This is a genomic window from Acidovorax sp. Root568 (genome assembly GCF_001427445.1).
GTDB classification, from domain to species: Bacteria; Pseudomonadota; Gammaproteobacteria; order Burkholderiales; family Burkholderiaceae_C; genus Acidovorax; species Acidovorax delafieldii.
The window spans coordinates 289556-312619 of sequence record NZ_LMGP01000018.1 but is presented as its reverse complement, the minus strand read 5'-3'; the positions used below and the strand labels follow the sequence as shown (position 1 = coordinate 312619).

The following is a 23064-nucleotide window of genomic DNA, read 5'->3' as shown; positions in this document are numbered from 1 at the left end:
GGCGAATCTGCGAGCCGCTTCACCAGCGCCATCCGAAGCGGGCCAGCGAGCCGCTTCACCAGCGCCATCCGAAGCGGGCCAGCGAGCCGCCTGAATTGTTCCAACGGACCCAAAAAAAAGGCCCTGTGCTATTGATTAGATAGCTACAGGGCCTTGATGCTGGCGGAGAGGGTGGGATTCGAACCCACGGTAGTGTTGCCACTACGCCTGATTTCGAGTCAGGTACATTCGACCACTCTGCCACCTCTCCTATGTGTCGAAGCCTTCGATTATAGCCAGATTTTCAGGGCTTGAGCACAGCGGTGCCGCCCAGGTAGGGGCGCAGCACCTCAGGCACCGTCACGCTGCCGTCGGCCTGCTGGTAGTTTTCGAGCACTGCCACCAGCGTGCGGCCCACGGCCAGACCCGAGCCGTTCAGAGTGTGCAGCAGCTCGTTCTTGCCTTGGGCATTCTTGAAGCGGGCTTGCAGGCGGCGCGCCTGGAAGGCTTCGCAGTTGCTCACCGAGCTGATCTCGCGGTAGGTGTTCTGCGCGGGCAGCCACACTTCCAGGTCGTAGGTCTTCGCGGCGCCAAAGCCCATGTCGCCGGTGCACAGGCTCATCACGCGGTAGGGCAGGCCCAGCTTTTGCAGCACGGCTTCTGCGTGGCGGGTCATTTCCTCCAGCGCTTCGTAGCTCTTGTCGGGGTGCACGATCTGCACCATCTCGACCTTGTCGAACTGGTGCTGGCGGATCATGCCGCGCGTGTCGCGGCCGTAGCTGCCGGCTTCGGAGCGGAAGCACGGCGTGTGGGCCGTGAGCTTGATGGGCAGGTCGGCCTCGGCGACCACCACGTCGCGCACAAAGTTGGTCAGTGGTACTTCGCTGGTGGGGATGAGGTAGAGGGCCGCGTTGTCGGGCACGGGCTCGCCATCCTGGCCGCCCTTCTTGGCAGCGAACAGGTCGCCTTCGAACTTGGGCAACTGGCCTGTGCCCTTGAGCGAGTCGGCGTTCACGGCATAGGGCACGTAGCACTCGGTGTAGCCGTGCTCTTGCGTCTGCACGTCCAGCATGAACTGGCTCAATGCGCGGTGCAGGCGGGCGATGGGGCCCTTCATCACGGTGAAGCGCGAGCCCGACAGCTTGACGCCCATGTCGAAATCGAGGCCCAGCGGGGTGCCGACATCGACATGGTCTTTCACCTCGAAATCGAAATTGGCAGGCGCGCCCCAGCGGCGCACTTCCACATTGCCAGCTTCGTCGCTGCCCACCGGCACGGACTCGTGCGGCAAGTTGGGCACGGCCACCAACATGGCCAACAGTTCGGATTGGATCTGCTCCAGGCGCGCGGCGGATTGCTCCAGCTCCACCTTGCCTGCGGCCACCTGGGCCTTGACGGCTTCGGCGCCGTCCTTGTCACCCCGGCTCATCAGCATGCCGACCTGCTTGGACAGCTGGTTGCGCTGGGCCTGCAGCTCTTCGGTTCGGGTCTGCAGCGTCTTGCGTTCAGACTCCAGGGCCTGGAAAGCGGAGACGTCCAGGAAGGCCTGGGGCTTTTTGCGGGTTTCCAGCCGCGCGATGGCGGTGTCGAGGTCTTTGCGGAGGAGAAGAATGTCAAGCATGGGGTCGATTTTAGAGGGCTGGCAGAAAAGCCAAGTTCAGAGCAACGGCACAGCTGTCGTGCAGAGCCCTGGCAACTGGCACGTACCAGATCAGGGCCCCCGCGCAAGGGCCGTCCCGCCGCGCTGGGGGCGTCCCCCTTGAGGGGGAAGACGCGCAGCGGCCCAGGGGGCTATAGATTTGTCGGATCAAAGTTGGCGCCGCAGAGAATCAGGGCCACCGTTTCTTGTGGCTGGGGCTTGTAGGCGCCGGTTTGCAGTGCGGCCAGGCCCAGCGCGGCGGCGGGCTCCACAGCCAGTTTCAACTCCTTCCACAGCCACAGCTGGGCCGCGCGGATGGCGTCATCGGGCAGCAGCAACGCGTCGTGCACATGGCGCTGGCTCACCTCCCAGCCAATGGCACCGATGCGCTTGGCACCCAGCGAGTCAGCGGCCACGCCGCCCACATCCACATCCACGGGCTGGCCCGCAGCCCGCGCGGCGTGCAGCGTAGGCGCGCGTTCGGGCTCCAGTGCGACCACATGGGCGCGGCTTTCCACCCACGCGGCCACACCGCCAATGAGGCCGCCACCGCCCACGCTGACCAGCACCGAGTCGGGCAAGCGGCCGCCCTGCTCTTCGATCTCCAGCGCCAGTGTGCCCGCGCCTGCCACCACTTCGGGCTGGTCGTAGGCATGGGCCTGCAGCGCACCCGTGGCCTTCTGACGGGCCACGCAGGCTTCAAAGGCTTCGGAATATGCGGCGCCGGTGACGACCACCTCTGCCCCCAGCGCGCGCAGGCGGGCACGTTTGGCCTCGGGCGAGACCTCAGGCACAAAGACCTCGCAGCGCACCCCCAGGGCCTGGGCGGCCGCCGCCACGGCAATGCCGGCGTTGCCGCCGGAGGCAATGATCACACCGCTCTCTGGCACCGGGTTGGCCAGCAGGCGGTACAACATGCCGCGCGCCTTGAAGCTGCCGCCCACCTGCAAATGCTCCAGCTTGAGCCAGACCTCTGCACAGTCCGCGCCCAAGGACTTGCCGGACAGGCGCATCAGCGGCGTGGTGCGCAGAAAGTCGGGCTGGGTGGCCAGTTGGCGGCGGGCAGCGGCAATGGCGGCGCGGTCGATCATGCAGGGGCTCCGAATGGCAGATGGTGTCAAAAGAAGGGGGCAGTGTAGGGGCTGCCCGCAACATGCAGACACAACGCTGACTGCACGCGCGCCGCACAACTGCCGATAACATGGGCAGAGCAGTCCCCACCCCACCGCGCTGGCCGGCCTGCGCGCAGGAGAAAAATCATGTTCTTTGTTTTCGGCCCGTCAGGCCAGATGTACCGGGGTGGCCCCGAAAACCTGGCACGTATTTCTGCGGTGCGCAGCGTGCAGCGCCCGCAGGCCCTGCGCACGCGGGCCATGGACGCACAAGATGGCCAGCCAGGGCCCGTCTTCACGGCCCCGCCCCGCCCCACTGCGGCCGACACCAACGCTGCTGCGCCTGCAGCCATCGTCAACCTGCGCATGCACGACGCCGTGAGCGCCTACGCACAGACCGAGCAAGGCCCACAGGCCAGCACCCGCCAGCCGCTGACCAAGGTGAGCGATGTGATGACCACCGGCGGCGTGAGTGTGGCGCCCGACGTGCGTGTGAACGATGCCTGGCAGACCCTGGCCGAGCACAAAGTGGCGCAGGCGCCCGTATTGGACGCGCTGGGCCGTGTGATCGGACTGCTGCTGAGGGCCGACATGGCGCCACTGGACCTGCTGCCCGAGCCCGGCGCCGTCAAACAGGCCATTGACCTGGCCCGCCGCCCGGTGGCCGAGGTGATGGTGAGCCCGGTGCCCACGGTGTCCCCCGACACCGAGCTGCGCCGCGTGGCCGCCGTGCTGCTGGACACGGGCCTGCCGGGCCTGCCGGTGACGGACGAGGCGGGCGTGCTGTCGGGCTTTATCTCGCGCACCGACATCCTGCGCTCCGTGGCAGCCGACCCGCCACTGGACCTGTGGAGCGGGCCCGCCGTGCCCCTGTAAGGGAATATTTGAATAAAAATGGCCGCTGGTGCTAGAAGAATATGCGCCGAACGCTATCAATTCAGGAGTAAACAAAAAAAGGGCGCCTGATGGCGCCCTTGCACGATCACCGGCGGCCCTTCACGCCACCGTCAGTGGGCCGATGGACCTGTCTCTGGCGTGCGCTCACGAATCTCCAGCCCCGTGGCCGCGTCGATCTTGAGCCCCTTGGGCAGCGGGAACTTGATGGTTTCCTCGATGCCCGCCATGGTGCGGACCGACACAGCGCCCAGCGCCTTGATGCGGTCGATGACCTGCTGCACCAGGATTTCAGGCGCCGATGCGCCCGCCGTGAGCCCCACGCGCGAACGGCCCTTGAACCACTCACCCTGCAGCTCATCAGCACTGTCCACCATGTAGGCGGTGGTGCCCAGCTTGGCCGCCAACTCGCGCAGGCGGTTGCTGTTGGAGCTGGTGGGGCTGCCCACCACGATCACCACATCCACCTGAGGGCTCAGCACCTTGACGGCGTCCTGCCGGTTTTGCGTGGCGTAGCAGATGTCCTGCTGCTTGGGCTCGCGCACACTGGGGAAGCGCGCACGCACGGCGGCAGAGATTTCGGCCGCATCGTCCACCGAGAGCGTGGTCTGTGTGACCACGGCCAGCTTTTCGGTCTGCGCAGGCTGCACGCGCGCCACGTCTTCCACGTCTTCCACCAGGTGGATGCCGTGGTCCAGCTGGCCCATGGTGCCCTCCACCTCGGGGTGGCCCTTGTGGCCAATCATGATGAACTCGTAGCCCTCTTTGGCGAGCTTGGCCACTTCAACGTGCACCTTGGTCACGAGCGGGCAGGTGGCGTCAAAAATGCTGAAGCCACGCGCCTCGGCCTCTTGCTGCACCGCCTTGCTCACGCCGTGGGCGCTGAAGACCAGCGTGGCCCCAGGCGGCACGTCCGACAGCTCTTCGATGAAGATCGCGCCCTTGGCCTTGAGGTCGTTCACCACGTAGGTGTTGTGCACGATTTCGTGGCGCACATAGATGGGGGCGCCAAACTTCTGGATGGCGCGCTCCACGATCTCGATGGCGCGGTCCACCCCGGCGCAAAAGCCGCGCGGCTCGGCCAGCAGGATTTCTTTCGGCGCCAGCATCACAGGATCCCGATCAGCTGCACTTCAAAAGTCACGGGCTGGCCCGCCAGCGGGTGGTTGAAGTCGAACAGCACGGCGCCGTCGTCACGCACCTGCATCACGGCCCCGGCGTAGCTGCCCTGGCCGTCGGGCGTGGGGAACTGCACCACGTCGCCCACGTTGTATTTTTCGTCGGGGTCACCCAGCTCGTTCATCAGCTTGCGCGCCACCCACTGCTGCATGTCGGGGTTGCGCTCGCCAAAGGCCTCGCCCGCAGGCAGCTCGAACGTGGTGCGCGTGCCCTCGGCCAGGCCCAGCAGGCGCTGCTCCACGGCTGGCGACAGCTCGCCCGTGCCCAGCGACAGGGTGGCCGGCTTGTCGGCAAAGGTGTTGATCACATCCCCCACCGGACCAGCCAGGCGGTAGTGCAGCGTGAGAAAGGAGCCCGGCTGAACGGTGGGAAGGGGGGTGGCGGTAGAGGTCATGAGAGTCCCGATAAACTGCCCCGATTGTAGAAAACCGGGCAAACCCCTACCGCAGCCACCGCTGCTGGCGCGTACCACCTCCTCTTCCATGGCCATCAAAGACCTGCCCGCCGACGCCCAGCCCCGCGAAAAACTGCTGGCGCGCGGCCCCGCCGCGCTGGCCGATGCCGAGCTGCTGGCCATCCTGCTGCGCACGGGCATCGTGGGCAAGGGCGTCCTGCAGATGGCGCAGGAGCTGCTGGACCCGCCCGGCATTGACCCGGACACGGGCGCCTTCACCGGCGGCTTTGGCGGCATTGCCGGGCTGTTGCACACCAGCGCGGCCGACCTGGAACGCATCAAGGGCCTGGGCCCCGCCAAACGCGCCGAGCTGGTGGCCGTGCTGGAGCTGGCCCGCCGCGCCCTGGCCCAGCAGCTGCGCGAACGCGAGGTGTTCGACTCGCCCGATACCGTCAAGCACTATTTGCAACTGCACCTGGCCGCCAAGGGACACGAGGTGTTTGCGGTGCTGTTTCTGGACGCACAAAACCGCCTGTTGGCGCTGGAGGAGCTGTTTCGCGGCACGCTCACGCAGACCAGTGTGTACCCGCGCGAGGTGGTGCTGCGCGCCCTGCACCACCAGGCCGCCGCTGTGGTGCTGGCCCACAACCACCCCAGCGGCAGCGTGCAACCCAGCCGCGCCGACGAGGCGCTGACCCAGACCCTGAAGACCACGCTGGCCCTGGTGGATGTGCGCGTGCTCGACCACGTGATCGTGGCGCCGGGCCAGGCGCTGTCGATGGCAGAAAAGGGCCTGGTATGAGCCCTCGGCCATCTCGTTCCTCCATCGCTGACACCTCGGTGACCAATGCTGCCAATGTCATACATTCGCTGCAAGACCTGAAGCAGATTCGCAAGCAACTGGAACAAGACCGCGCCGAGGCCGCCGCACACGAGAAGGCCCGTCAGGAGGCCGATCTCCGCGCCCGCGATGCCCACCGCTTTTTCGAACTGGCTGTGGGCCCGGTGCACCGCATGCGCCCCCCCGGCACCGTGGAGCATGAGCCCAAGTTGCCCCCTCCCATCCCCGTGCAACACCAGTTGGACGAACAGCGCGTGCTGCTCGAATCCATCAGCGACGACTTTGATGTGAGCTCTCTGCTCGAAACTGACGAGGCCCTGAGCTTTCGCCGCCCCGGCGTGGGGCCGGACATCACGCGGCGGCTGCGCAAGGGAGAGTGGACACTGCAGGCCCAGCTGGACCTGCACGGGCTGCGCACCGACGAAGCCCGCGAGGCCCTGGGCCAGTTCCTGCGCGACGCGCAAAAGCAAGGCAAGCGCTGCGTGCGCGTGGTGCACGGCAAAGGCCTGGGTTCACCGGGGAAAAGTCCGGTGCTCAAAGGTCGGGTACACAGCTGGCTGGTGCAGAAAAACGAAGTCCTGGCCTTTGTGCAAGCCCGGGGAGATGAAGGTGGAGCAGGTGCGTTGGTGGTGCTGCTGCGCTCAGCGCGGAAGATGTTGCGAAATAGGCCCTAGCGCTTGCCATAAAAGCACTGATCGCTATATATTTCAGAGCAATCATACGGCATCACCCGCACGATATTCTTCTAAGATTTGACCGTAAAGCTTCCGCTCAAACCGGACCACCCTGAACCCGGACGTAGCAAAAGGGAATGGCGCTATGGGCTGGGATCTTCATTCCTACCTGGCATTGGGGCAGGGTATTGGGCGTCACGACCGTATAACCGGGAGTCGCCTGAATGCTCAGGATAAACACATCTTTATCCCCGGCGTTGTAGACCACCTCGTCAATATTGGCCGGGAAGTTGTACGAAGACCCAATGTAGTTGGCAGCATTGATGCTGCCATTCGAGTAGGCATTGCGTGCGCCAAAGACACTACCCAATACCAGGGTCACCACCACCGCCGCAGCCAACAGAGAGTAGAACTTGGCTCCGTGCCCCGCAAGGCGGAAGGCATTCCAGGCAAACAGTCCCAAGGCACCGACCAAAGCCATCATCCCCCAATCCGACAAGGTGGGAATGGAGGAACCCAATCCGAAGCTGATGACTCCGCCGGAAGCCGGCTGGGCCAGCACCGCAAACGAGGAAAACAGCCCCAACCCTGCGCAGGCCGATTGGCGGATGGCGATTCGGTTCATAGTGACTCCAAGAGAGAATGGCGGGAGATGGGCCCTGATGGGGAGCCATGGTTAGCCCATGACGGTCACTCTAACACGTAACACTTTGTCTCCAAGAGACGGCATTTGTGCCCATCATGAGCCGCCGCTGACAACACCGTCAAGGAGATTCCGTGCACCGAAGCTGCCGTTCGGCCACCCATAGGCAGTCGCAGAACGGCCCCGCCCTCGGCCAACCCGGAAAGCGGGAACTGTGGAGAGCGACCGCCCCTTCACTCCCGCATTACTTCGAGAGGTCGATCCCGTACTTTGACGTGCCCTTGCCCGAGCCGTCATCGGCCGCCAGCAGCGACACGTTGCCCAGCCCGGCCGCCTGCGCCACGCTGAGGGCATTGGCGCCTGAGCTGAACACCACCGGCCCCGCCACCGTGGCCTTGGCAAAGCGCCAGCTCTTGGCAGCGCCGTTGGCCGCGCGGGTCACTGCCGGGTTCTTGCGGATGTAGTCGATGACCACGTCGCGGTTGGCGTCGGGCGAAGCCCAGATGGTGCCCGAGCCGTCGAGCTTGTCGATGAAGCTCTTGCCGCTGGTAGCGCGATAGTTGTTGGTGGCGATCACAAACTCCTGCGCCACATCGATGGGTTTGCCCAGATACGTCAGGTTCTTGATGCGGCTGCCCACGGGCTGGGTCACGTCGATCTCATACTGCATGTCCGCCGTGGTGAACATGTCGAAGTTGTAGCCCGGGAAGGTGCTGATGAGCTGTTGCTCGGTGGTCTTGACCGGGTCGATCTGGTTGAAGCGCTTGGCGGCGGCTTCGAGCCAGTTCTTGATGTCGCCACCGTTGACCTTCACCGCGTACACGGTGTTGGGGTACAGGTACAGGTCGGCCGCGTTGTTGATGGCCAGCGGGCCCACGGCCACGTCGGTGTAGTCCGCCCCGCCCTGGAAGCCGCTCTTGAACGGTGCGCTCACCGACAACACCGGCAGCTGCGCATACTGCGGCAGGCTGGCCTTGATGTAGGCCGCCACATAAGCCTGCTGCGCCTGGTTCACGATCTGGATCGCGCCGGGGTCACCTACATCAGCAAACAGCGTGCTCATGCGGAAGTCGGTCTGGCCGATGGGTGTCTTCACGTACTTGATCGCGGCCTGGTGCTGGGTCTCGATCAGCGGGGCGATGGCGGGGTCGGCGTCCACGGTCACCGTGGCGCCTGCGGCATTCTTGTTCTGGATGTTGCGCAGCTCGCTCTTGCTGGCGGACTTGTTGACCACCCACTTGCTGCCGTCCCATTGCAGCGCCAGTTGCACCACACCCAGGGCCTTGCCCCAGGAGCTGGCCATGACGGCAGGCACGCCGTTGATGGTGCCCGCCTTGTGGTCCACGCCGGCCAGGTTGAAGCTGGGCGTGGCGGCCGTGTCGGGGAACACGCCATGCTGATGGCCCATCACCATCGCGTCGATACCTGCCACCTTCGACAGGTACAGGCCCGGGTTCTCCATGGTGGCCGAGTAGGCGGCACTGTCGAGCCCGCCGTGCAACAAAGCCACCACGATGTCAGCCCCCTTGGCGCGCAGCTCGGGCACGTACTTGTTGGCGGACTCAACGGCGCCTTCGGTGTAGACCTTGCCTTCCAGGTAGCGCTTGTCCCAGTTCATGATGCCGGGTGTGGTGAAGCCGATCACGCCGATCTTGATCGGCAGCTTCACTTCCTTGCCATCCGTACCCTTGGCCACCAGCGTGCGCTCCAGCAGCGTGTAGGGCTGCACCAGCGGCTTCTTGGTCTTATTGCTGTACACGTTGGCCAGCACGGCGGGGTAGCCAGCGCCAGCGCATTTCTTGGAGGGGTCCACGCCGTCCACCTCCAGCCCACCGCCCAGCACCTGGTTCAGGAAGGGCAGGCCGTAGTTGAACTCGTGGTTGCCCAACGTGCCCGCATCAAAGCCCAGCGCGCCCATGGCCTTGTACATGGACAGCTGCTGCGTGCACGGGATAGGGCTGATGCTGGCCTCGTAGTCGGCCAGCGCAGTGCCCTGGATGGTGTCGCCGTTGTCCACCAGCAGCGTGTTGGCAAACTCCTTGCGGGCCGCGCGCACCAGCGTGGCCGTGCGCTCAAAGCCGTAGCTTTTGTCTTCGGCCAGCTTGAAGTAGTCGTAGCTGCGCACGTTGAAGTGCAGGTCGGTGGTCTCCAGAACGGCCAGCGTGGCCGTGGCGCCCGCGTTGCTGCTGGCGTTGTCGCTGCTGCCGCCGCAGGCAGCCAGCGACGCGGCCAGCGCCACCATGCCCCATGCAGCCAGGCGGCGTGAAACATGCGAAGGAGAAATCAGAAAGCCCAGAGTGCGTTCAGACATGAACAGTCCCGAATTGAAACAAGGGACCGAGTGTCTGGGCCGGGTTTGACAGCGGTGTGACGTGGCAACGTGGCCGCAACACTTGTGCTTCGTGCTGCGGTCAGTGCGCCTTGCAGCGACTCACTCGATGCGGTACACGTCGCCGTTATGCGGCGAGGCGCTTTCGTGAAACAGGTCTTCCAGAAACTGTGCCAGCTCATGCTCTTGGACAAAGTCGGGGATCACAAAGCCCGACGGTGAGCGCTTGCCATCTGCGCCCACGCGGTAGGCCTGCCACAGCGCACCTTCGCGGCGCACTTCGACGATCCGGCCGAAAACATTAAAACGGGGGTAAGAGTTCAACGGTGCTGCCATGGGGTACCGATCTATCCTTCGGCCTCTTGCCGAAAACCATCACAGATCACTACCCATGCGGCTTTGGAGGCCACATGGATGTGCTTTTGGGGCGGGGTCTCGTAGGCGGTGTCCAAGGTACCCAGCGGCACGGCCACCCACTCGGTATAGGGGCCTTCGCTGTGCCACAGCAAGGGCGAGCCACACACCGAGCAAAACGTGCGCGTGACCTGGGGCGAAGACCGGTAGGTGCGCGTCAGCCCTTGCCCAGACACGAAGCGATGGTGCACACGCAACACGCTGCCATAGCTGCCAAACGCCGCACCATGCGCCTTGCGGCACATCGAGCAGTGGCAGTGCGATGCACCCTGCAATGGCGCCGTGGTCTCGTAACGCACGCCACCACACAGGCAACTACCTCGGTGCACAGCAGCAGGCGTCGTCATGGCGCCACCGACGCGATCAAGTCCACCTCCACCGTCGCGTTCTTGGGCAACTGCAGCACACCCACCGAGGTGCGGGTGTGGGCACCAGCCTCGCCCAGCACGGCAAACAGCACCTCGGAGGCACCATCGGCCACCTCGCTTTGCTGCGTGAAGGTGGGCGCCGACTGCACGTACACAGTGATGCGCAAAATGGATTGCACGGCATCAAGCGAACCCAGCGAGCGCTGCAGCAAGGCCAGCGCCCGCATCACACACACCTTCGCGGCTTTTTGCGCGTCGGCCAGCGAGGCACCGGCCCCCGCCGCGCCCGTGGCGACCACCGTGTCGCCCACGCGCGGGATCTGCCCGCTCAGGTAGATGTGGTGGCCGTCCCGCACGAGCGGGACGTAGTTGCCACCAATCTTGATCTCGCCATCAAAGCAGTAGCCCAGTACCTGGGCTTGTTCCTCAAAACGGGCATCGCGTGACATGGCGGAAGTTCTCCTGAAAATGGGTGGCGAAGTGGGGACGCGATACCAGCCGAACGACGGGCGGAATACGAGCAACCTCCATCATAGGCAGGCACCAGCACGCCACACCCCTACCCCCTGTGCAAACCCATGGACACCCATCCACACAGGAGGCTGAGAACGGCCGTCAAGTCAAACGCCACGTGGTAACCCGCCAGCAGGGCGGCCTGCGGCACCACCGCTTCTACCCCTTGCCCCACGGACCCGGCCAGTGTGGCCACACAGGCCACTCCCAACGCACCCCCCAGTTGCCTGGCGGTATTGGCCAGCCCCGATGCCAGGCCCGCATCCTGCGGCGGCACGCCCCGCGTCACAGCCAGGGTGGCCGACAGAATCAGCGCGCCCAGACCACAGCCCACCAACAGCACGGGGCCCAGCACGTCTGCCAGGTAGTCGGGCTGCGGCGGCAACACACACAGCCACACCAGCCCGGCTGCAGCCACCAAGGAGCCCCACAGCGGCAGTCGCCCGGCCTTGCCAGCCGCCATGGGCCCCGCAAAACACTGGCGCATGGCCGCCAGGGCCAGCGCCATGGGCAGCAGGGCCAGGCCCGTATCCAGCGGGCCGTACCCCACCCCATGCTGTAGCGCTGCCGACAGCAGATAGACGGAAGCCGCCAGCGTGGCCCCCAGCACCAGCATGAGCACGTTGCCAACGCGCAGCCCGGGCAGATCAAACACCGACAGGCGCACCAGCGGGTGGGCGCTGCGCCGCTCCACCACCACGAAACAGGCACACAACAGCACCGCAGCCCCCAGGCTACCCAACACCCACGGGTTGCCCCAGCCCCGCTGCGCCGACTGCGTGATGCCCCATACCAGAGCTGCACAACCCAACGTAGAGAACAACGCGCCCGGCAGATCCAGCCGCTGGACCTGGCCAGCGCGCAGGGGCGGCAGCAGCCCCCAGGCGACACCCGCCATCAAAGCAACCCCTACGGGCACGTTGACGAACATGACCCAACGCCAGCCCAAGGCTTCGGTCAGCAGGCCCCCAGCCACCACGCCCAACGCAAATCCCGCCGAGTTCAGCGCCGCCCACAGCGATAGCGCGCGGGCGCGTGCCTGCGGGTCATGATGGGTCGCCGCCATCACCAGTGTCATGGAAGAAGTGGCCAATACGGCGGCGCCCATACCCTGCACAGCGCGCGCAACCAACAGCATGGGAGCACCCTGAGCCCACCCGGCAGCCAAACTGGCCACAGTGAACAGCGCCAGCCCCCACTGCAGCACGGGCCGGCGGCCATAGAGGTCGCCCGCACGGGCTGCCAGAAGCATGCAGCCGCCCAGGGTGAGCAAGTAGGCGTCGATCACCCATTGCTGCGTGCCGTGCGCCAGGCCCAGGTCACGCTGCATGGCGGGCAGGGCCACGTTGACGATGGAACCGTCCATCACCACCATGAACGAGGCAATGCAGGCCATGGCGACGATGAGCCAGACAGGAAGCCCCGGGCGCAGCAGTGCGGCGGGAACGGGAGGGGAAACGGAAGACATGGCAGTTGCTCCAGAAGTCAAACAGAAGAAGCCTGCAGTCTCCCGCCAGCACGCGGTATCGTGATAACGTTGTTCAGACCATAAACAATGCATTTGGGCCACAATGCCAGAACCCCTAGCGCGCAATCCATCCAGTCCGGTGAACGCGGCTCTGCGTGAACTCAGCGAGCGGGCGGACGGCCCACCGCTATATGCAGTCTGGGGCGACCATCGGCCTTCTAGCGACTTTCAGCTCGGAACACGCGAGACCGACTGGCACAGCCACCTGCGTGGCCAGATGTTCTGCATCGAAAACGGGCTGATCCATGTACGCACGCACCAGGGCTCGTGGCTGCTTCCCCCGCACCGCGCGGGCTGGATCCCACCCGGCATGCCCCACACCGCCAGCATCAGTGGCGTGACGCGCGGGTGGAATGTGGTCATCACCCCCGAGGCATCGCGCAGTCTGCCGCCGCAACCTTGCGTTTTTGGAGTGAGCGAACTCCTGCGCGCACTGGTGCGCCGTGCCACAGACTGGGACGCACAAGACACACCGACACCCGCACAGCGCCGACTGGTGAAGGTTCTTCTCGACGAAATCCAGGCGGCACCCCACGAGCCACTGCACCTGCCCAGGCCCACCGACCGACGCCTGCTGCGTGTGGCCCAGGCCGTGCTAGCGGCGCCGGGCGACACGCGCACCTTGGCCGACTGGGCCGCATGGGGCGGTATGTCACCGCGCACACTCAGCCGCCTGTGCCAGGCCGAACTGGGCTCCAGCTTTGCGCAGTGGCGTCAGCAGGCAGGGCTGGTGCATGCGCTGGAGGCCCTGGCACGCGGAGAGACGGTGGCCCAGGTGGGCGACACCCTGGGCTACGCCACGCCCAGCAACTTCATCGCCATGTTCCGTCGCTTGTTTGGTACGTCACCCGCCCGCTACTTTGCCCAGCGAGGGAGGGAGGACAACGGGACTGCGGCGTAAGTGCCTGCCTTTAGATGCCCGCACCGCAAGCTGGGCCAAACCGCCATCCTGCAGTAACCACCGCATCCCAACGCGTGCCCCAAGGCTCCGACCGCGTCTGCGCTACATAAATCGTGCAAACGGGTCTACCAGCGAGGCGATTGACACGGCACCGGGCGCCCCACCCTCGTCACGCCGCGCCGATTCATGCCCTGCATGCACGGGCACGGCGGGCAAAGGCTGCATGCGGCGGCCATACACGCGCTGCACGCGGTCGTCGAGCGTGGGGTGGGTATCCAGCCAGCGCTCCATGCGGCTGCGGCCGGGTACATCCACCAGCAGCATGTGTTGCACGGCCGGGTGGGCCACGCCGGTGTGGACGGGGTTCTCGGCATACCCGGCCGGGGTGTCACGACGCTGGGCCATGACCTTGCGCAGTACGCCACCCAGGCCATCGCGGCTGCGGGTCCATTGCACCGCGCGTGCGTCGGCCAGGTATTCGCGCTGTCGCGATACTGCGGCCTTGAGCATGCGGCCGGTGAGCCAGCCCGCAAAGCCCGCCACCATGATGGCCGAGCCGAACCACCAGGCCAGGCCCCGACGCTCGCGCATCGTGTCGCCAAAGTTGTAGACCAGCTCCAGCCCGAACACCATGCCCGCCAGGCGCATCTTCAGGCGGGTGTCGCCCTCATGCAGATGGCTCAGCTCGTGCGCCACCATGCCCTGCATCTCTTCGCGGGTGAGGTAGTCCAGGGCACCCTGCGTCACGGCAATGACGGCGTCGCTCTCGTCCCACCCGGCAGCGAACGCATTGATGGCATCGGTGCGCGGCATGACCATGATCTGCGGGCGCGGCATGTGCGCGGCAATGCACAGCTCGTCCACGATGTTGGACAGCCGCTGCTCGGCGTGCGACAGCGACGGGCGCAACTCGCGCGCGCCCACACGCTGCGCCAACTTGACACCGCCTGCGCGCAAGTTGGACGTCTCCACCCACCAGCCCCCCAGCACCAGCATCAGCGAGACACCCACATTGGCGGCCAGAAAACCTTGTGGAAAGGGCAAGTGCACGGGCAGCACCGCCACCATCAGCCACCAGGCCAACGCCAGGGCAGCGTGCACAGCCGCTACCAGAACGACCACAGCGAAGGCAAAACCCAGCAGCAAGCGACGCGTCTCGCTGCGCGCGTTGTGCTGGTGATCCCAGAACTTCATGCGAATGGAAGCGGAAGGGTCAGAACTTCACCCGGGGTGCGGCGCGCTCTTCATCGGACTGCGTGGATGCCAGCATGGGCGCGGGCGTAAAACCCAGCAGGCGCGCGACGATGAGGTCCGGGAACTGCGCCGCCGCGTCGTTGAACTCCAGCGCCTGGTCGTTATAGGCCTGACGTGCAAAACCGAGGCGGTTTTCCGTGCTGGTGATCTCTTCGGACAGCGACTGCATGGAGGCGTCGGCCTTGAGTTCAGGGTAGCTCTCGGCCACCACCATCAGGCGGCCCAAGCTGCCGCCGAGTACACCCTCTGCCGCCGCCAGCGCGCCCATGGCGCTGGCGCTTTGCGGTGCGGCACGCACCGCCGCAGCCGCGCCCTGCGCCTGGGTGCGGGCCTTGATCACGGCTTCCAGCGTGGCGGCCTCGTGCGCCAGATAGCCACGCGCCACCTCTACCAGGTTGGGGATCAGGTCATAACGGCGCTTGAGCTGCACGTCGATCTGGCCAAACGCGTTGGCAATGCGGTTGCGCAACTGCACCAGCCGGTTATAGACCGCCACCGCCCACAAGCCCAACGCGACCAGCACAACGACCACGACCCATGCGGTTGCCGACATACCCCACCTCCTGTATTTGTTGGAGGGAGCATCTTAGAGCCTGTGGAGGCGGCCCCAGGAAACATACCAGGGCGCCATTCAACGGCGCAAACGGGCACCACCTCGCGGGCGGGCTACACCCCTTTGTTGCGCATCCAGTCCGCCGTGCCCATGAAGCTTTCCTTCAGCCGCACGCGCAGGTCGGAGGGCACGCCGGTCTCGCCCATGGCCTGGTCCATGCAGGCCACCCATTGATCGCGCTCCTTGATGCCGATGGCAAACGGCATGTGGCGCGCGCGCAGGCGCGGATGGCCAAACTGGTCGGTGTAGTACGAAGGGCCACCCAGCCATCCGCACAGAAACATGAACAGCTTTTGCCGCGCCTGGCCGAGGTCGCTGCCATGGGCGGCACGCAGCTCGGTGTAGCCGGGCTCCAGGTCCATCAGGTCATAGAAGCGCTCGGTCAAGGCGCGCACGCGTTCTTCGCCGCCGATCCATTCAAAAGGGGTGGTGGCCACGGGGGCATCTGCGGCGGAGGACGAGGGAGTGGATTCCATGGGGTTGGCAAGGAGAGGTTGCCAGGCGGTGTCGGGAAGCCTTTGATTATAGAAATCAAGGGCCTTTCATTCGCCTTGTGGGACCTTGGGACAGCCGCACTCCGACACCCGATGCCCTGCCCTGCTACTCCAGCACCGCCCGCAGCTGCCGCGTGGTCACCGCCAAGCGCCGGGCGCCGATCTGGGCCAGGTTGTTCATCACCGTGAGGGCCGCCTCGGGGTATTGCCTTGCCCAGGCATCAAAATGCGCGCGCGACAAACGCACCAGATGCGCCGGGCCACGTTCCGCGCCCGCGCAGGCACTGCGGGCCGCACCATTGAGGAAGGCCATTTCGCCAAACGCCATGCCCGGACCGACGGTGGCCAGGCGCAAGCCCTTGTCAGGCGGCCACTGGGTGACCAGCGTGATGTGGCCGGACTTGACCACGAGGAGGTCATGGTCCGTATCCCCCGCATGGAACACCACGCCATGGGGCGGGACGGCCTGGGACACCAGCAGCGCCTGCAAGGCCTCGGCAGCGGCCCTGGGCACGCCCTCGCCCACCTCGCCCAGCACATCGCGCTCGGGGTGCGCAGGGCGTTGCTCGATGGGCCGCTGCGACAGGATACCCACCTCTGCCCATTCCAGCGCCCGGTCCAGGTCGGCAAAAGCGCGCACATGCTCCCCCGCATGCTCGGCGGCCATGGGGTCCAGGGCTGCCACGGCCGCGGCGATGCCCTGCTGGTCCAGGTCACGCACCAGCGCCCGCAGTTGGGCCATTGCCGTGCTGTCCCACGCGGGCACGCGGCCCGCGTCCAGAATGACCCAGCGATGGCGCGGCAGCAGCAGCATGCGCACCTGCTCGGCCAGGTGGGCAGCCACGCCAAAAGACATCACACCTTGCAGTTCAAACACCGCCACCTGGTTCATGCGCGGCGTCAGCCAGCTGTCCGATCCGGCACGGCGCAAGCGCCGCGAGCGCAGCTCGCCATCCAGACGCACATGGCGCAGCACCGTGGCGGCAGAGTCGTGCAGCAGCACAAACGTGGCCACCACCAGGCCAGCCACCAGCGCCCCCACGCCCCCCATCACGGCAAACACCAGCGCCACCAGCCAGCTTTGCGCCCAGGTCACCCGGGACCGGCGGGCATAGCCCAGCGACCACATGAGGCCCGGCACCTGCATCAGCCCCGCCAGCACCAGCCCCCCGGCAAGACAGGCCATGGGCACCCAGTGCAGCCACCACGCCCCGGTGACCGCCACACCCAGCATGATGGCGGCGTGCCAGCGCGGGGCATCGCGCGAGGCCCCCGCCTGCGCCAGCACAATGCGCGAACGCGACGCGCTGGTGGACGCGGGAATCATGCCCATCAGCCCACACAGCGCACCCAGCAAACTCTCGCGGCGCAGCGCCAGGTTGGCATTGCCACGCAGGCCATGGTCCAGCTCCAGCTCCTGGTTGAATACCAGAATCTCCAGGCTGTTGACCAGCGCCATCAGCACCGCCAGCACCACCAGAGCGGAGCCCTGCTGCCGGGCCAGGGCCATCCAGGGAATGCCCGTCCAGTCGGGCAGCATGGGCCAGGCAAACACGCTGGGCGGCACGGCCGGCACAAACACAGTGCCCAGCCCCACACCCCATACCCCCGCCAGCGCCACGGCCAGTGCCACCAGGGCCACGGCCGACAGCAGCCCTGGCATGCGGGGCCAGCGCCGGCGCAGCCCCCAGGCCAACCCCACCACGGCCAGCGCAGCCAGCAAGTGCCAGCCGGTGCGTGCGTCCCACAGCGCATCGGCACCCGCGCCAAAGCCATTGCGCACCTGTCCCACCACCATCGACAAGCCCACACCGGCTGCAAACCCGTGGGTGACCGAGATAGGAAGAAACCGCGCCACCGACGCCAGCCGCAACACCCCCAGCAGCCACTGGAACACAAAGGCCAGCGCCACCGTGGCACCGCTGACCGCCAGCACCTGGCGCGCGCTCAGGCCCAGGCTCGGGGCCGCACCGTGGGCAGTCGCCAGCACGGCGGCAAACAGCAGGGCCACCACCGTGGTCGGTGCATACACCACCCCGGCACGGGGTGTCGCCAGGGTCAGCAGCAGGCCGGGCAATGCAGCCGACCACAAAGCCAGCGCGGCCAGCGAATGTTCGCCCGCCAGCGGCGCAAATGCCAGCAGCCCCAGCCCCACGGCGTGGGGCACGGTGACCGCTGCCGCAGACCACGCCGCCGCTGCGCCCGAGGGCTGCGGCGCCGAAGGCCCGACCTCAGCCCCCGCCGAAGGCCCGGCACGGCGATGCAGCGAGGCAGTCACGGGTGCGGTCGGCGGCATGGAGAAGGTCTAATAATCCCTGGGCATTGCGCGCCTACAGGCTGCGCGCCGCAAAGGTGTCGCAGGTCTTGACACTGCCACTTTGCAGGCCGCTGTTAAACCAGCGCTGCCGCTGGGCGCTCGTGCCATGCGTGAAGCTCTCGGGCACCACCGCGCCGCCATTGGCCCGCTGCAGTGCATCGTCACCAATCTTGGCGGCGGCGTTCATGGCTTCTTCCACGTCGCCCTGCTCCAGGATCTGGCGGGACTTCTGGGCGTGGTGGGCCCACACCCCCGCAAAGCAGTCGGCCTGCAGCTCCAGCCGCACCGACAGCGCGTTGTATTCCACCTTGCTCACACGGCCCCGCATCTGGTCCACCTTGGCGCTGATGCCCAGCTGGTTCTGCACGTGGTGTCCCACCTCATGGGCAATCACGTACGCCTGGGCAAAGTCGCCCGGGGCACCCAGCCGGGTCTTGAGAGTCTCGTAGAACCCCAGGTCGATGTAGACCTTCTGGTCAGCGGGGCAGTAAAACGGCCCCATGGCTGCCTGCCCCGTACCACATGCGGTGGGCGTAGCGCCCCGGAACAACACCAGCCGCGGGTCCTGGTAGCGCCCGCCGCCCTGGCGGAACACCTCGCCCCACACATCCTCCGTGTCGGCAAGCACCGTGGACACAAAACGTGCCATGGTGTCATCGGCCGGTGGGCGGTGGGCCGGGGCATGGGGCTGCGTCTGCACCTGGGGCGCCGGACCGCCGCCGCTGAGCAGCCCCAGGATGGTCAAGGGGTTGATGCCCAGCACCCAGCCCCCCACCAGCGCGATCACGATGGTGCCAATGCCGATGCTGCGCCCACCAAACACCGGCGATCCACCGCCGCCGCCCTCGTCACGGCGGTCTTCCACGTTGTCGGACTCGCGATTGCCTTCCCATTTCATTGCGTCTCTCCAGCGCCCTCCAGGTGGGGCGGCCAAGCCTGCATGTTACGCGCGGGGCCGCCCTGGCGCGGACGATTTACGATGTGTTCCACCCCGCTTTTGCCTGCCTTTCATGACATCTGCCGCACACCATAGCGCGCCCCATGCCGGGCCCACCATTCTTCTGACCGGTTTTGATCCGTTTGGTGGTGGCGCGCACAACCCCAGCTGGCTCATTGCGCAAGCGCTGCACGGGCAACGCATCGCAGGACACCAGGTGGTGGCTGCGCAATTGCCCACGGTGTTCGGGCAGTCGTTGCAGCGGCTGCAGTCGCTGTTGCTAGAACACCGGCCCACCGTCACGCTGTGCCTGGGCCTGGCAGGTGGTCGGGCAGCGCTGTCCATCGAGCGCATCGGCATCAACATCAACGATGCGCGCATTCCAGACAACGGTGGCGCACAGCCCATAGACACCCCGGTGCAGCCCGGCGGACCTGCCGCCTACTTCGCCAGCCTGCCCATCAAGGCCATGCTGCGCGCCGTGCAACGCGCAGGCGTGCCCTGCGAGGTGTCGCAAACCGCTGGCACCTTTGTCTGCAATCATGTGCTGTACGGCCTGATGCATCTGCTGGCACAAGGCATAGGCCCAGAGGGCGCACGGGGTGGTTTTGTGCATGTGCCCTGGCTCAGTGGCCAGGGGGATCCCCATCTGCCCCTGCGCGACATGGTGCGCGGCATGCATGCCGCCCTGTGGGCTGCGATGCTGACGCCGCAGGACATCGCGCTGCAGGCGGGGGCCACGCATTGATGGGCATGGCAGCCATGGCGAACCTGATCCCGCGCGCATCACACGCTGGGTGACCTTGGGCACTGCACAGGTGAGGGCTTCTCCGCTCCCACGAGAGCGGCATGCTGTGTACAGTCCGCCTATGCTTTTTGCCCCCTCTTCAGCCCCCTCGGGCGTGCTGGACGCAGCAGCCACCGCTGCGCGGTTGCCCTGGTCCGATCTGGCTGACGAAATAGCGGCCTTGCTGAAGGACTCCACAGTCGTGGTGCCGCAACGCGCCGTGCTGCCGCTGGCGCAAGGCGGCAGCTTGTTCGTGATGCCCGCCACGGATCAATCGGTGGCCATGACCAAGCTCATCACCTTCACCCCGGGCAACGCGGGCACAGGACGCCCGTCGATCCAGGGCGATGTGGTGGTGTTTGACATCGCCACGGGCGAGCGTCGGCTGGTGCTGGACGGGCCCACCGTCACCGCACGGCGTACCGCCGCGGTCTCTCTGCTGGCCGCCCGGCATCTGGCGCAGGTGCCACAGGGCCCTTTGCTCATCGTCGGCGCAGGGGTGCAGGGCCTGGCACATGCCGAGGCATTCATCCACGGCCTGGGCGTGCGCGAGGTGTGGATTGCCTCGCGCAGCAGCGCCAGCGCCCAGGCCCTGGCAGCGCAGGTTCGCGACCTGGGCGTCGACGTGCAGGTGGTGGCCGATGCCGATGCCGCCGTGCCCCACTGCCCGCTGATAGCGACCTGCACCACGGCCAGCGCACTGGTGCTGAGCGCCCCGCCCCGGCCCGACGCATTTTTGGCGGCCGTGGGCGCTTTCACGCCCGCCATGGCAGAGCTGGCCCCAGCCCTTTGCCAGCATGTGGCACGGCACGGACGCATCCTGGTGGACACCAGCGATGCACTCCATGAGGCAGGTGACCTGCTGCAGGCAGGCCTGGATGTGGCGGCGCTGCCGACGCTGGGTGAGATGGTCCGGAGCCCTGGTGCCGCAGCCCCCGAGCGGCGTTCGGGCCCGGTGCTGTTCAAGAGTTGCGGCTGGGCCGGCTGGGACTTGGCAGCAGCCCGGCTGGCCCTGCGCCGCGCCAGCCCGGCACCGGCCGCGACGGCACACTTGGCAGACCCTTCCGCATGATGCTCATCACACGTTTTTCAGACCACAGCCTGCGCATGCAGATCGCGCTGGTGTTTGGCACGCTGGTCGTGACCCTGTCAGTGCTGCTGTCGCTGGGGTTTGGCGAGTTGCTCAAGCACCGCATTCAGCGCGATGCAGGCAGTTCCTTGCAGGTGGTCGCCGAAAACGCAGGCAAGCTCCTGGCACTGGGCCTCATGCAGCGCAGCCTGGAGGCCGAGGTGATGGCCAGTGCCGAAGTGGTGTGGTCCAAGGGGCTCGACTCTGCCGAGGCCCAGCACATGCTGGCCCGCAGCCAGGCCATGCAGCCCACCAACCTCTGGATCGGTGTGGCCGATGCGCAAGGCGTGGTGCGCAATGCCACACGCGGCCTGCTGGTGGGCCAGAGCGTGGCCCAGCGGCCCTGGTTTCAACACGGACTCGAAGGAGTGCATGTGGGCGACGTCCACCCCGCCAAGCTGCTGGAGTCCCTGCTGCCCCCCACCGCCACCGGCGAACCGCACCGGTTTGTGGACTTTGCAGCGCCCATACGCATCGGTCCCACCACGGTAGGCGTGCTGGGAATCCACGGCAGCTGGCAGTGGACACGCGAGGTACTGGAGAGTCTGACCCCTGCGTCATCCGATGAAAGCGCGCTGGAACTGTTCATCTTTGACCGCGAAGGCCAGTTGATTTTTGCGCCTGGCGGACAGACCGAGGTGATGCGGTCTGCCGGGCAGCGACTGCCCGAGGACATCAGTGTCAACAACAACCGTGATGGCGACCGCACTCAGACCACCGTGGTGCAGTGGAGGGATGGCAAGCGCTACCTGACCGCTGCCACGCAGCTGCAGCCGCGCAACGCGGCCAGCGATCTGGGCTGGCGCATCGTGGCGCGCCAGCCTGTCGAATTGGCTTTCGCGGAGGCAGACAACACCGTGCAACTGGCACTGGTGATTGGCCTGACGGCCGCGCTGCTGGCATCGGCCCTGGCCTGGCTCGCCGCCCGGCGCCTGAGCGTGGACCTGTATGCACTGGCCGACGCGGCCAGTGCGGTGGAGGCCGGGCTCCCCGGCAGCGACATTCCGACCATGCAAAGCAGCCGCGAGGTACAACAGCTGTCTCAGTCTCTGGGCCGCATGACGCACCGCCTGCTGGCCGCCCGCGAGGCGATGGAAGAAAAAGTGCGCCTGCGTACGCTGGAGCTGGAGGCCGCGAACCGCGCGCTGGACCTGCAGGCGCGCACCGACGCCCTCACCGGGTTGCTGAACCGGCGCGGCTTCGAGACACAAATGGCCTTTGCGGTGGCGCTGGCTCGGCGCAGCAGCCGTCCGCTGAGCCTGATCACCGTGGACGTGGACCACTTCAAGCGGGTGAACGACACCTACGGGCATGAAGCCGGAGACGAGGTCCTGCGGCGACTGGCACGCACGCTGGAGTCCCGCCTGCGTGGCTCCGATGTGGTGGCGCGACTGGGGGGAGAAGAGTTCGTGGCGTTGCTGCCCGACACCGACCTGGAGGGCGCCCAGTCCATTGCGCAGGCCCTGGTCACCGCCATGGCAGAGCAGCAGAACCCGGTCGTGGGCACCATCACCGTCAGCGCAGGTGTCGCAACCATGCGCAGCGCAGACGACAACGGCGCCGCCATGCTGCGTCGGGGCGATGCAGCGCTCTACGAGGCCAAGGGCCAGGGACGCAACAGGGTCTGCGTGGAGGCGTGAGGGCTGCCCGAGCCCGCAGTGGCTCCGTCCCCCGGTGTTGCGGGCCGTGGCTCCGGGCTTTCGGCTTGCAGCACGGGTGCCTCAAAATACGGCTGCAGCTGGGCTGACAGCTCTTGCAGGCCAGCGTCCGGCACGCCGGACGCCAACGCCAATCGCTCCAGGGCATAGGGCCGGTGGCCCAGCATCATCGACATGTTCACGCAGTGGCCGTGTGCTGCCATGCGCAGCACAAAGGCATTGAGCAACTCACAGGGCCAGTAGGTGTGGTGTGCCTGGCAGTCGGCGTCTGCGGAATGCGGCGCAGCGTCTGGGCGTCGGGGCGGCGGGATGACAGAAGGCGCAGGGGCTGGAGCGGGATCGGCCAGCGCTGGCGCCAGAGCGCGGATGGGCGCAAAGAACAAGGTTGAGGCGGCAGCGGACATCAGCATGGTGAAACTCCATCAGCCTCCATCTCCCGGGAGGCGTGTCACCGATGCTAGAAAACT

At 66.4% G+C, this 23064-nt stretch carries 23 protein-coding genes and 1 tRNA gene; 7 read left to right on the top strand and 17 right to left on the bottom strand.

The features are described 5' to 3' along the window. Positions 1 to 160 precede the first annotated feature (160 nt). The 3 genes from ASD75_RS19320 to ASD75_RS19310 all read right to left on the bottom strand — a co-directional run bounded on the left by ASD75_RS19320 (position 161) and on the right by ASD75_RS19310 (position 2709). A tRNA-Ser gene (locus tag ASD75_RS19320) sits at positions 161 to 250 on the bottom strand. A gap of 33 nt (positions 251 to 283) precedes the next feature. Further along, complete coding sequence (gene serS / locus ASD75_RS19315; protein ID WP_056747433.1) at positions 284 to 1600, bottom strand: serine--tRNA ligase; 1317 nt, start codon at positions 1598 to 1600, stop codon at positions 284 to 286. A 170-nt stretch (positions 1601 to 1770) separates the two neighbouring features. Continuing rightward, a complete protein-coding gene (locus ASD75_RS19310) occupies positions 1771 to 2709 on the bottom strand; it encodes a threonine/serine dehydratase (RefSeq protein ID WP_056747432.1) in 939 nt (312 codons plus the stop codon). Between the two features lie 168 nt (positions 2710 to 2877). On the opposite strand from ASD75_RS19310, the gene ASD75_RS19305 reads away from it, so the two are divergent. Further along, positions 2878 to 3606, top strand: coding sequence for an HPP family protein (locus tag ASD75_RS19305; protein ID WP_056747431.1), 729 nt, complete (start codon positions 2878 to 2880; stop codon positions 3604 to 3606). A 131-nt stretch (positions 3607 to 3737) separates the two neighbouring features. Here ASD75_RS19305 and ispH read toward each other — a convergent pair whose 3' ends face one another. Together ispH and ASD75_RS19295 are read right to left on the bottom strand one after the other, a co-directional pair. Then, positions 3738 to 4733 (bottom strand): 4-hydroxy-3-methylbut-2-enyl diphosphate reductase, encoded by a 996-nt coding sequence (gene ispH / locus ASD75_RS19300; RefSeq protein ID WP_056747430.1) that lies wholly within the window; start codon positions 4731 to 4733, stop codon positions 3738 to 3740. Further along, positions 4733 to 5197: a peptidylprolyl isomerase gene (locus ASD75_RS19295; RefSeq protein ID WP_056747429.1), complete on the bottom strand. Its 465-nt coding sequence runs from the start codon at positions 5195 to 5197 to the stop codon at positions 4733 to 4735. Before ASD75_RS19295 ends, ispH begins: the two co-directional genes overlap by 1 nt. Before the next feature lie 88 nt (positions 5198 to 5285). Between ASD75_RS19295 and radC the strand changes: the two genes are divergently transcribed. Further along, positions 5286 to 5999 (top strand): DNA repair protein RadC, encoded by a 714-nt coding sequence (gene radC, locus ASD75_RS19290; RefSeq protein ID WP_056747428.1) that lies wholly within the window; start codon positions 5286 to 5288, stop codon positions 5997 to 5999. Beyond that, positions 5996 to 6712: a Smr/MutS family protein gene (locus ASD75_RS19285; protein ID WP_082565095.1), complete on the top strand. Its 717-nt coding sequence runs from the start codon at positions 5996 to 5998 to the stop codon at positions 6710 to 6712. The genes radC and ASD75_RS19285 overlap by 4 nt, the downstream gene beginning before the upstream one ends. Positions 6713 to 6809: 97 nt before the next feature. Here the strand turns inward: ASD75_RS19285 and ASD75_RS19280 are convergent, their stop codons facing one another. From ASD75_RS19280 to ASD75_RS19255, 6 genes are all read right to left on the bottom strand, one after another. Then, complete coding sequence (locus tag ASD75_RS19280; RefSeq protein ID WP_056747426.1) at positions 6810 to 7337, bottom strand: midcut-by-XrtH protein; 528 nt, start codon at positions 7335 to 7337, stop codon at positions 6810 to 6812. Positions 7338 to 7599: 262 nt separating this feature from the next. Then, positions 7600 to 9597, bottom strand: coding sequence for a bifunctional 2',3'-cyclic-nucleotide 2'-phosphodiesterase/3'-nucleotidase (locus ASD75_RS19275; RefSeq protein WP_235511669.1), 1998 nt, complete (start codon positions 9595 to 9597; stop codon positions 7600 to 7602). A 189-nt stretch (positions 9598 to 9786) separates the two neighbouring features. After that, positions 9787 to 10020, bottom strand: a complete 234-nt coding sequence (locus ASD75_RS19270; RefSeq protein ID WP_056747424.1) for a hypothetical protein — start codon at positions 10018 to 10020, stop codon at positions 9787 to 9789. A gap of 11 nt (positions 10021 to 10031) precedes the next feature. Then, positions 10032 to 10445 carry a GFA family protein gene (locus tag ASD75_RS19265; RefSeq protein WP_056747423.1) on the bottom strand — a complete coding sequence of 138 codons (414 nt, stop codon included), beginning with the start codon at positions 10443 to 10445 and terminating at the stop codon, positions 10032 to 10034. Further along, positions 10442 to 10915, bottom strand: a complete 474-nt coding sequence (locus ASD75_RS19260) for a RidA family protein (protein ID WP_056747422.1) — start codon at positions 10913 to 10915, stop codon at positions 10442 to 10444. Before ASD75_RS19260 ends, ASD75_RS19265 begins: the two co-directional genes overlap by 4 nt. A 110-nt stretch (positions 10916 to 11025) precedes the next feature. Then, positions 11026 to 12447 carry an MFS transporter gene (locus tag ASD75_RS19255; RefSeq protein ID WP_056747421.1) on the bottom strand — a complete coding sequence of 474 codons (1422 nt, stop codon included), beginning with the start codon at positions 12445 to 12447 and terminating at the stop codon, positions 11026 to 11028. Positions 12448 to 12550: 103 nt separating this feature from the next. On the opposite strand from ASD75_RS19255, the gene ASD75_RS19250 reads away from it, so the two are divergent. Continuing rightward, positions 12551 to 13408, top strand: a complete 858-nt coding sequence (locus ASD75_RS19250) for a helix-turn-helix domain-containing protein (RefSeq protein ID WP_056747420.1) — start codon at positions 12551 to 12553, stop codon at positions 13406 to 13408. Between the two features lie 102 nt (positions 13409 to 13510). On the opposite strand, the gene ASD75_RS19245 is transcribed toward ASD75_RS19250, so the two are convergent. From ASD75_RS19245 to ASD75_RS19225, 5 genes are all read right to left on the bottom strand, one after another. After that, positions 13511 to 14602 carry a M48 family metalloprotease gene (locus tag ASD75_RS19245; protein ID WP_056747419.1) on the bottom strand — a complete coding sequence of 364 codons (1092 nt, stop codon included), beginning with the start codon at positions 14600 to 14602 and terminating at the stop codon, positions 13511 to 13513. Between the two features lie 19 nt (positions 14603 to 14621). Continuing rightward, positions 14622 to 15215 carry a LemA family protein gene (locus tag ASD75_RS19240; RefSeq protein WP_056747418.1) on the bottom strand — a complete coding sequence of 198 codons (594 nt, stop codon included), beginning with the start codon at positions 15213 to 15215 and terminating at the stop codon, positions 14622 to 14624. Positions 15216 to 15328: 113 nt separating this feature from the next. Beyond that, on the bottom strand, positions 15329 to 15751 hold the full coding sequence (locus ASD75_RS19235; protein WP_056060835.1) for a group II truncated hemoglobin: 423 nt from the start codon (positions 15749 to 15751) through the stop codon (positions 15329 to 15331). Positions 15752 to 15875: 124 nt separating this feature from the next. Further along, positions 15876 to 18065 (bottom strand): cyclic nucleotide-binding domain-containing protein, encoded by a 2190-nt coding sequence (locus ASD75_RS19230; RefSeq protein ID WP_056747417.1) that lies wholly within the window; start codon positions 18063 to 18065, stop codon positions 15876 to 15878. A 34-nt stretch (positions 18066 to 18099) separates the two neighbouring features. Then, positions 18100 to 18984, bottom strand: coding sequence for a neutral zinc metallopeptidase (locus ASD75_RS19225; RefSeq protein ID WP_056747416.1), 885 nt, complete (start codon positions 18982 to 18984; stop codon positions 18100 to 18102). A gap of 112 nt (positions 18985 to 19096) precedes the next feature. Between ASD75_RS19225 and pcp the strand changes: the two genes are divergently transcribed. The 3 genes from pcp to ASD75_RS19210 all read left to right on the top strand — a co-directional run bounded on the left by pcp (position 19097) and on the right by ASD75_RS19210 (position 22579). Continuing rightward, positions 19097 to 19771, top strand: coding sequence for a pyroglutamyl-peptidase I (gene pcp / locus ASD75_RS19220; RefSeq protein ID WP_056747415.1), 675 nt, complete (start codon positions 19097 to 19099; stop codon positions 19769 to 19771). A 121-nt stretch (positions 19772 to 19892) separates the two neighbouring features. After that, on the top strand, positions 19893 to 20882 hold the full coding sequence (locus ASD75_RS19215; RefSeq protein WP_056747414.1) for a delta(1)-pyrroline-2-carboxylate reductase family protein: 990 nt from the start codon (positions 19893 to 19895) through the stop codon (positions 20880 to 20882). After that, the gene (locus ASD75_RS19210; protein ID WP_056747413.1) at positions 20879 to 22579 is read left to right on the top strand and encodes a sensor domain-containing diguanylate cyclase; all 1701 of its coding nucleotides are present in this window, start codon (positions 20879 to 20881) and stop codon (positions 22577 to 22579) included. The genes ASD75_RS19215 and ASD75_RS19210 overlap by 4 nt, the downstream gene beginning before the upstream one ends. On the opposite strand, the gene ASD75_RS19205 is transcribed toward ASD75_RS19210, so the two are convergent. After that, entirely contained in the window at positions 22531 to 23007 is a 477-nt protein-coding gene (locus tag ASD75_RS19205) for a hypothetical protein (RefSeq protein ID WP_056747412.1), read from the bottom strand. The genes ASD75_RS19210 and ASD75_RS19205 overlap by 49 nt on opposite strands. Positions 23008 to 23064 lie beyond the last annotated feature (57 nt).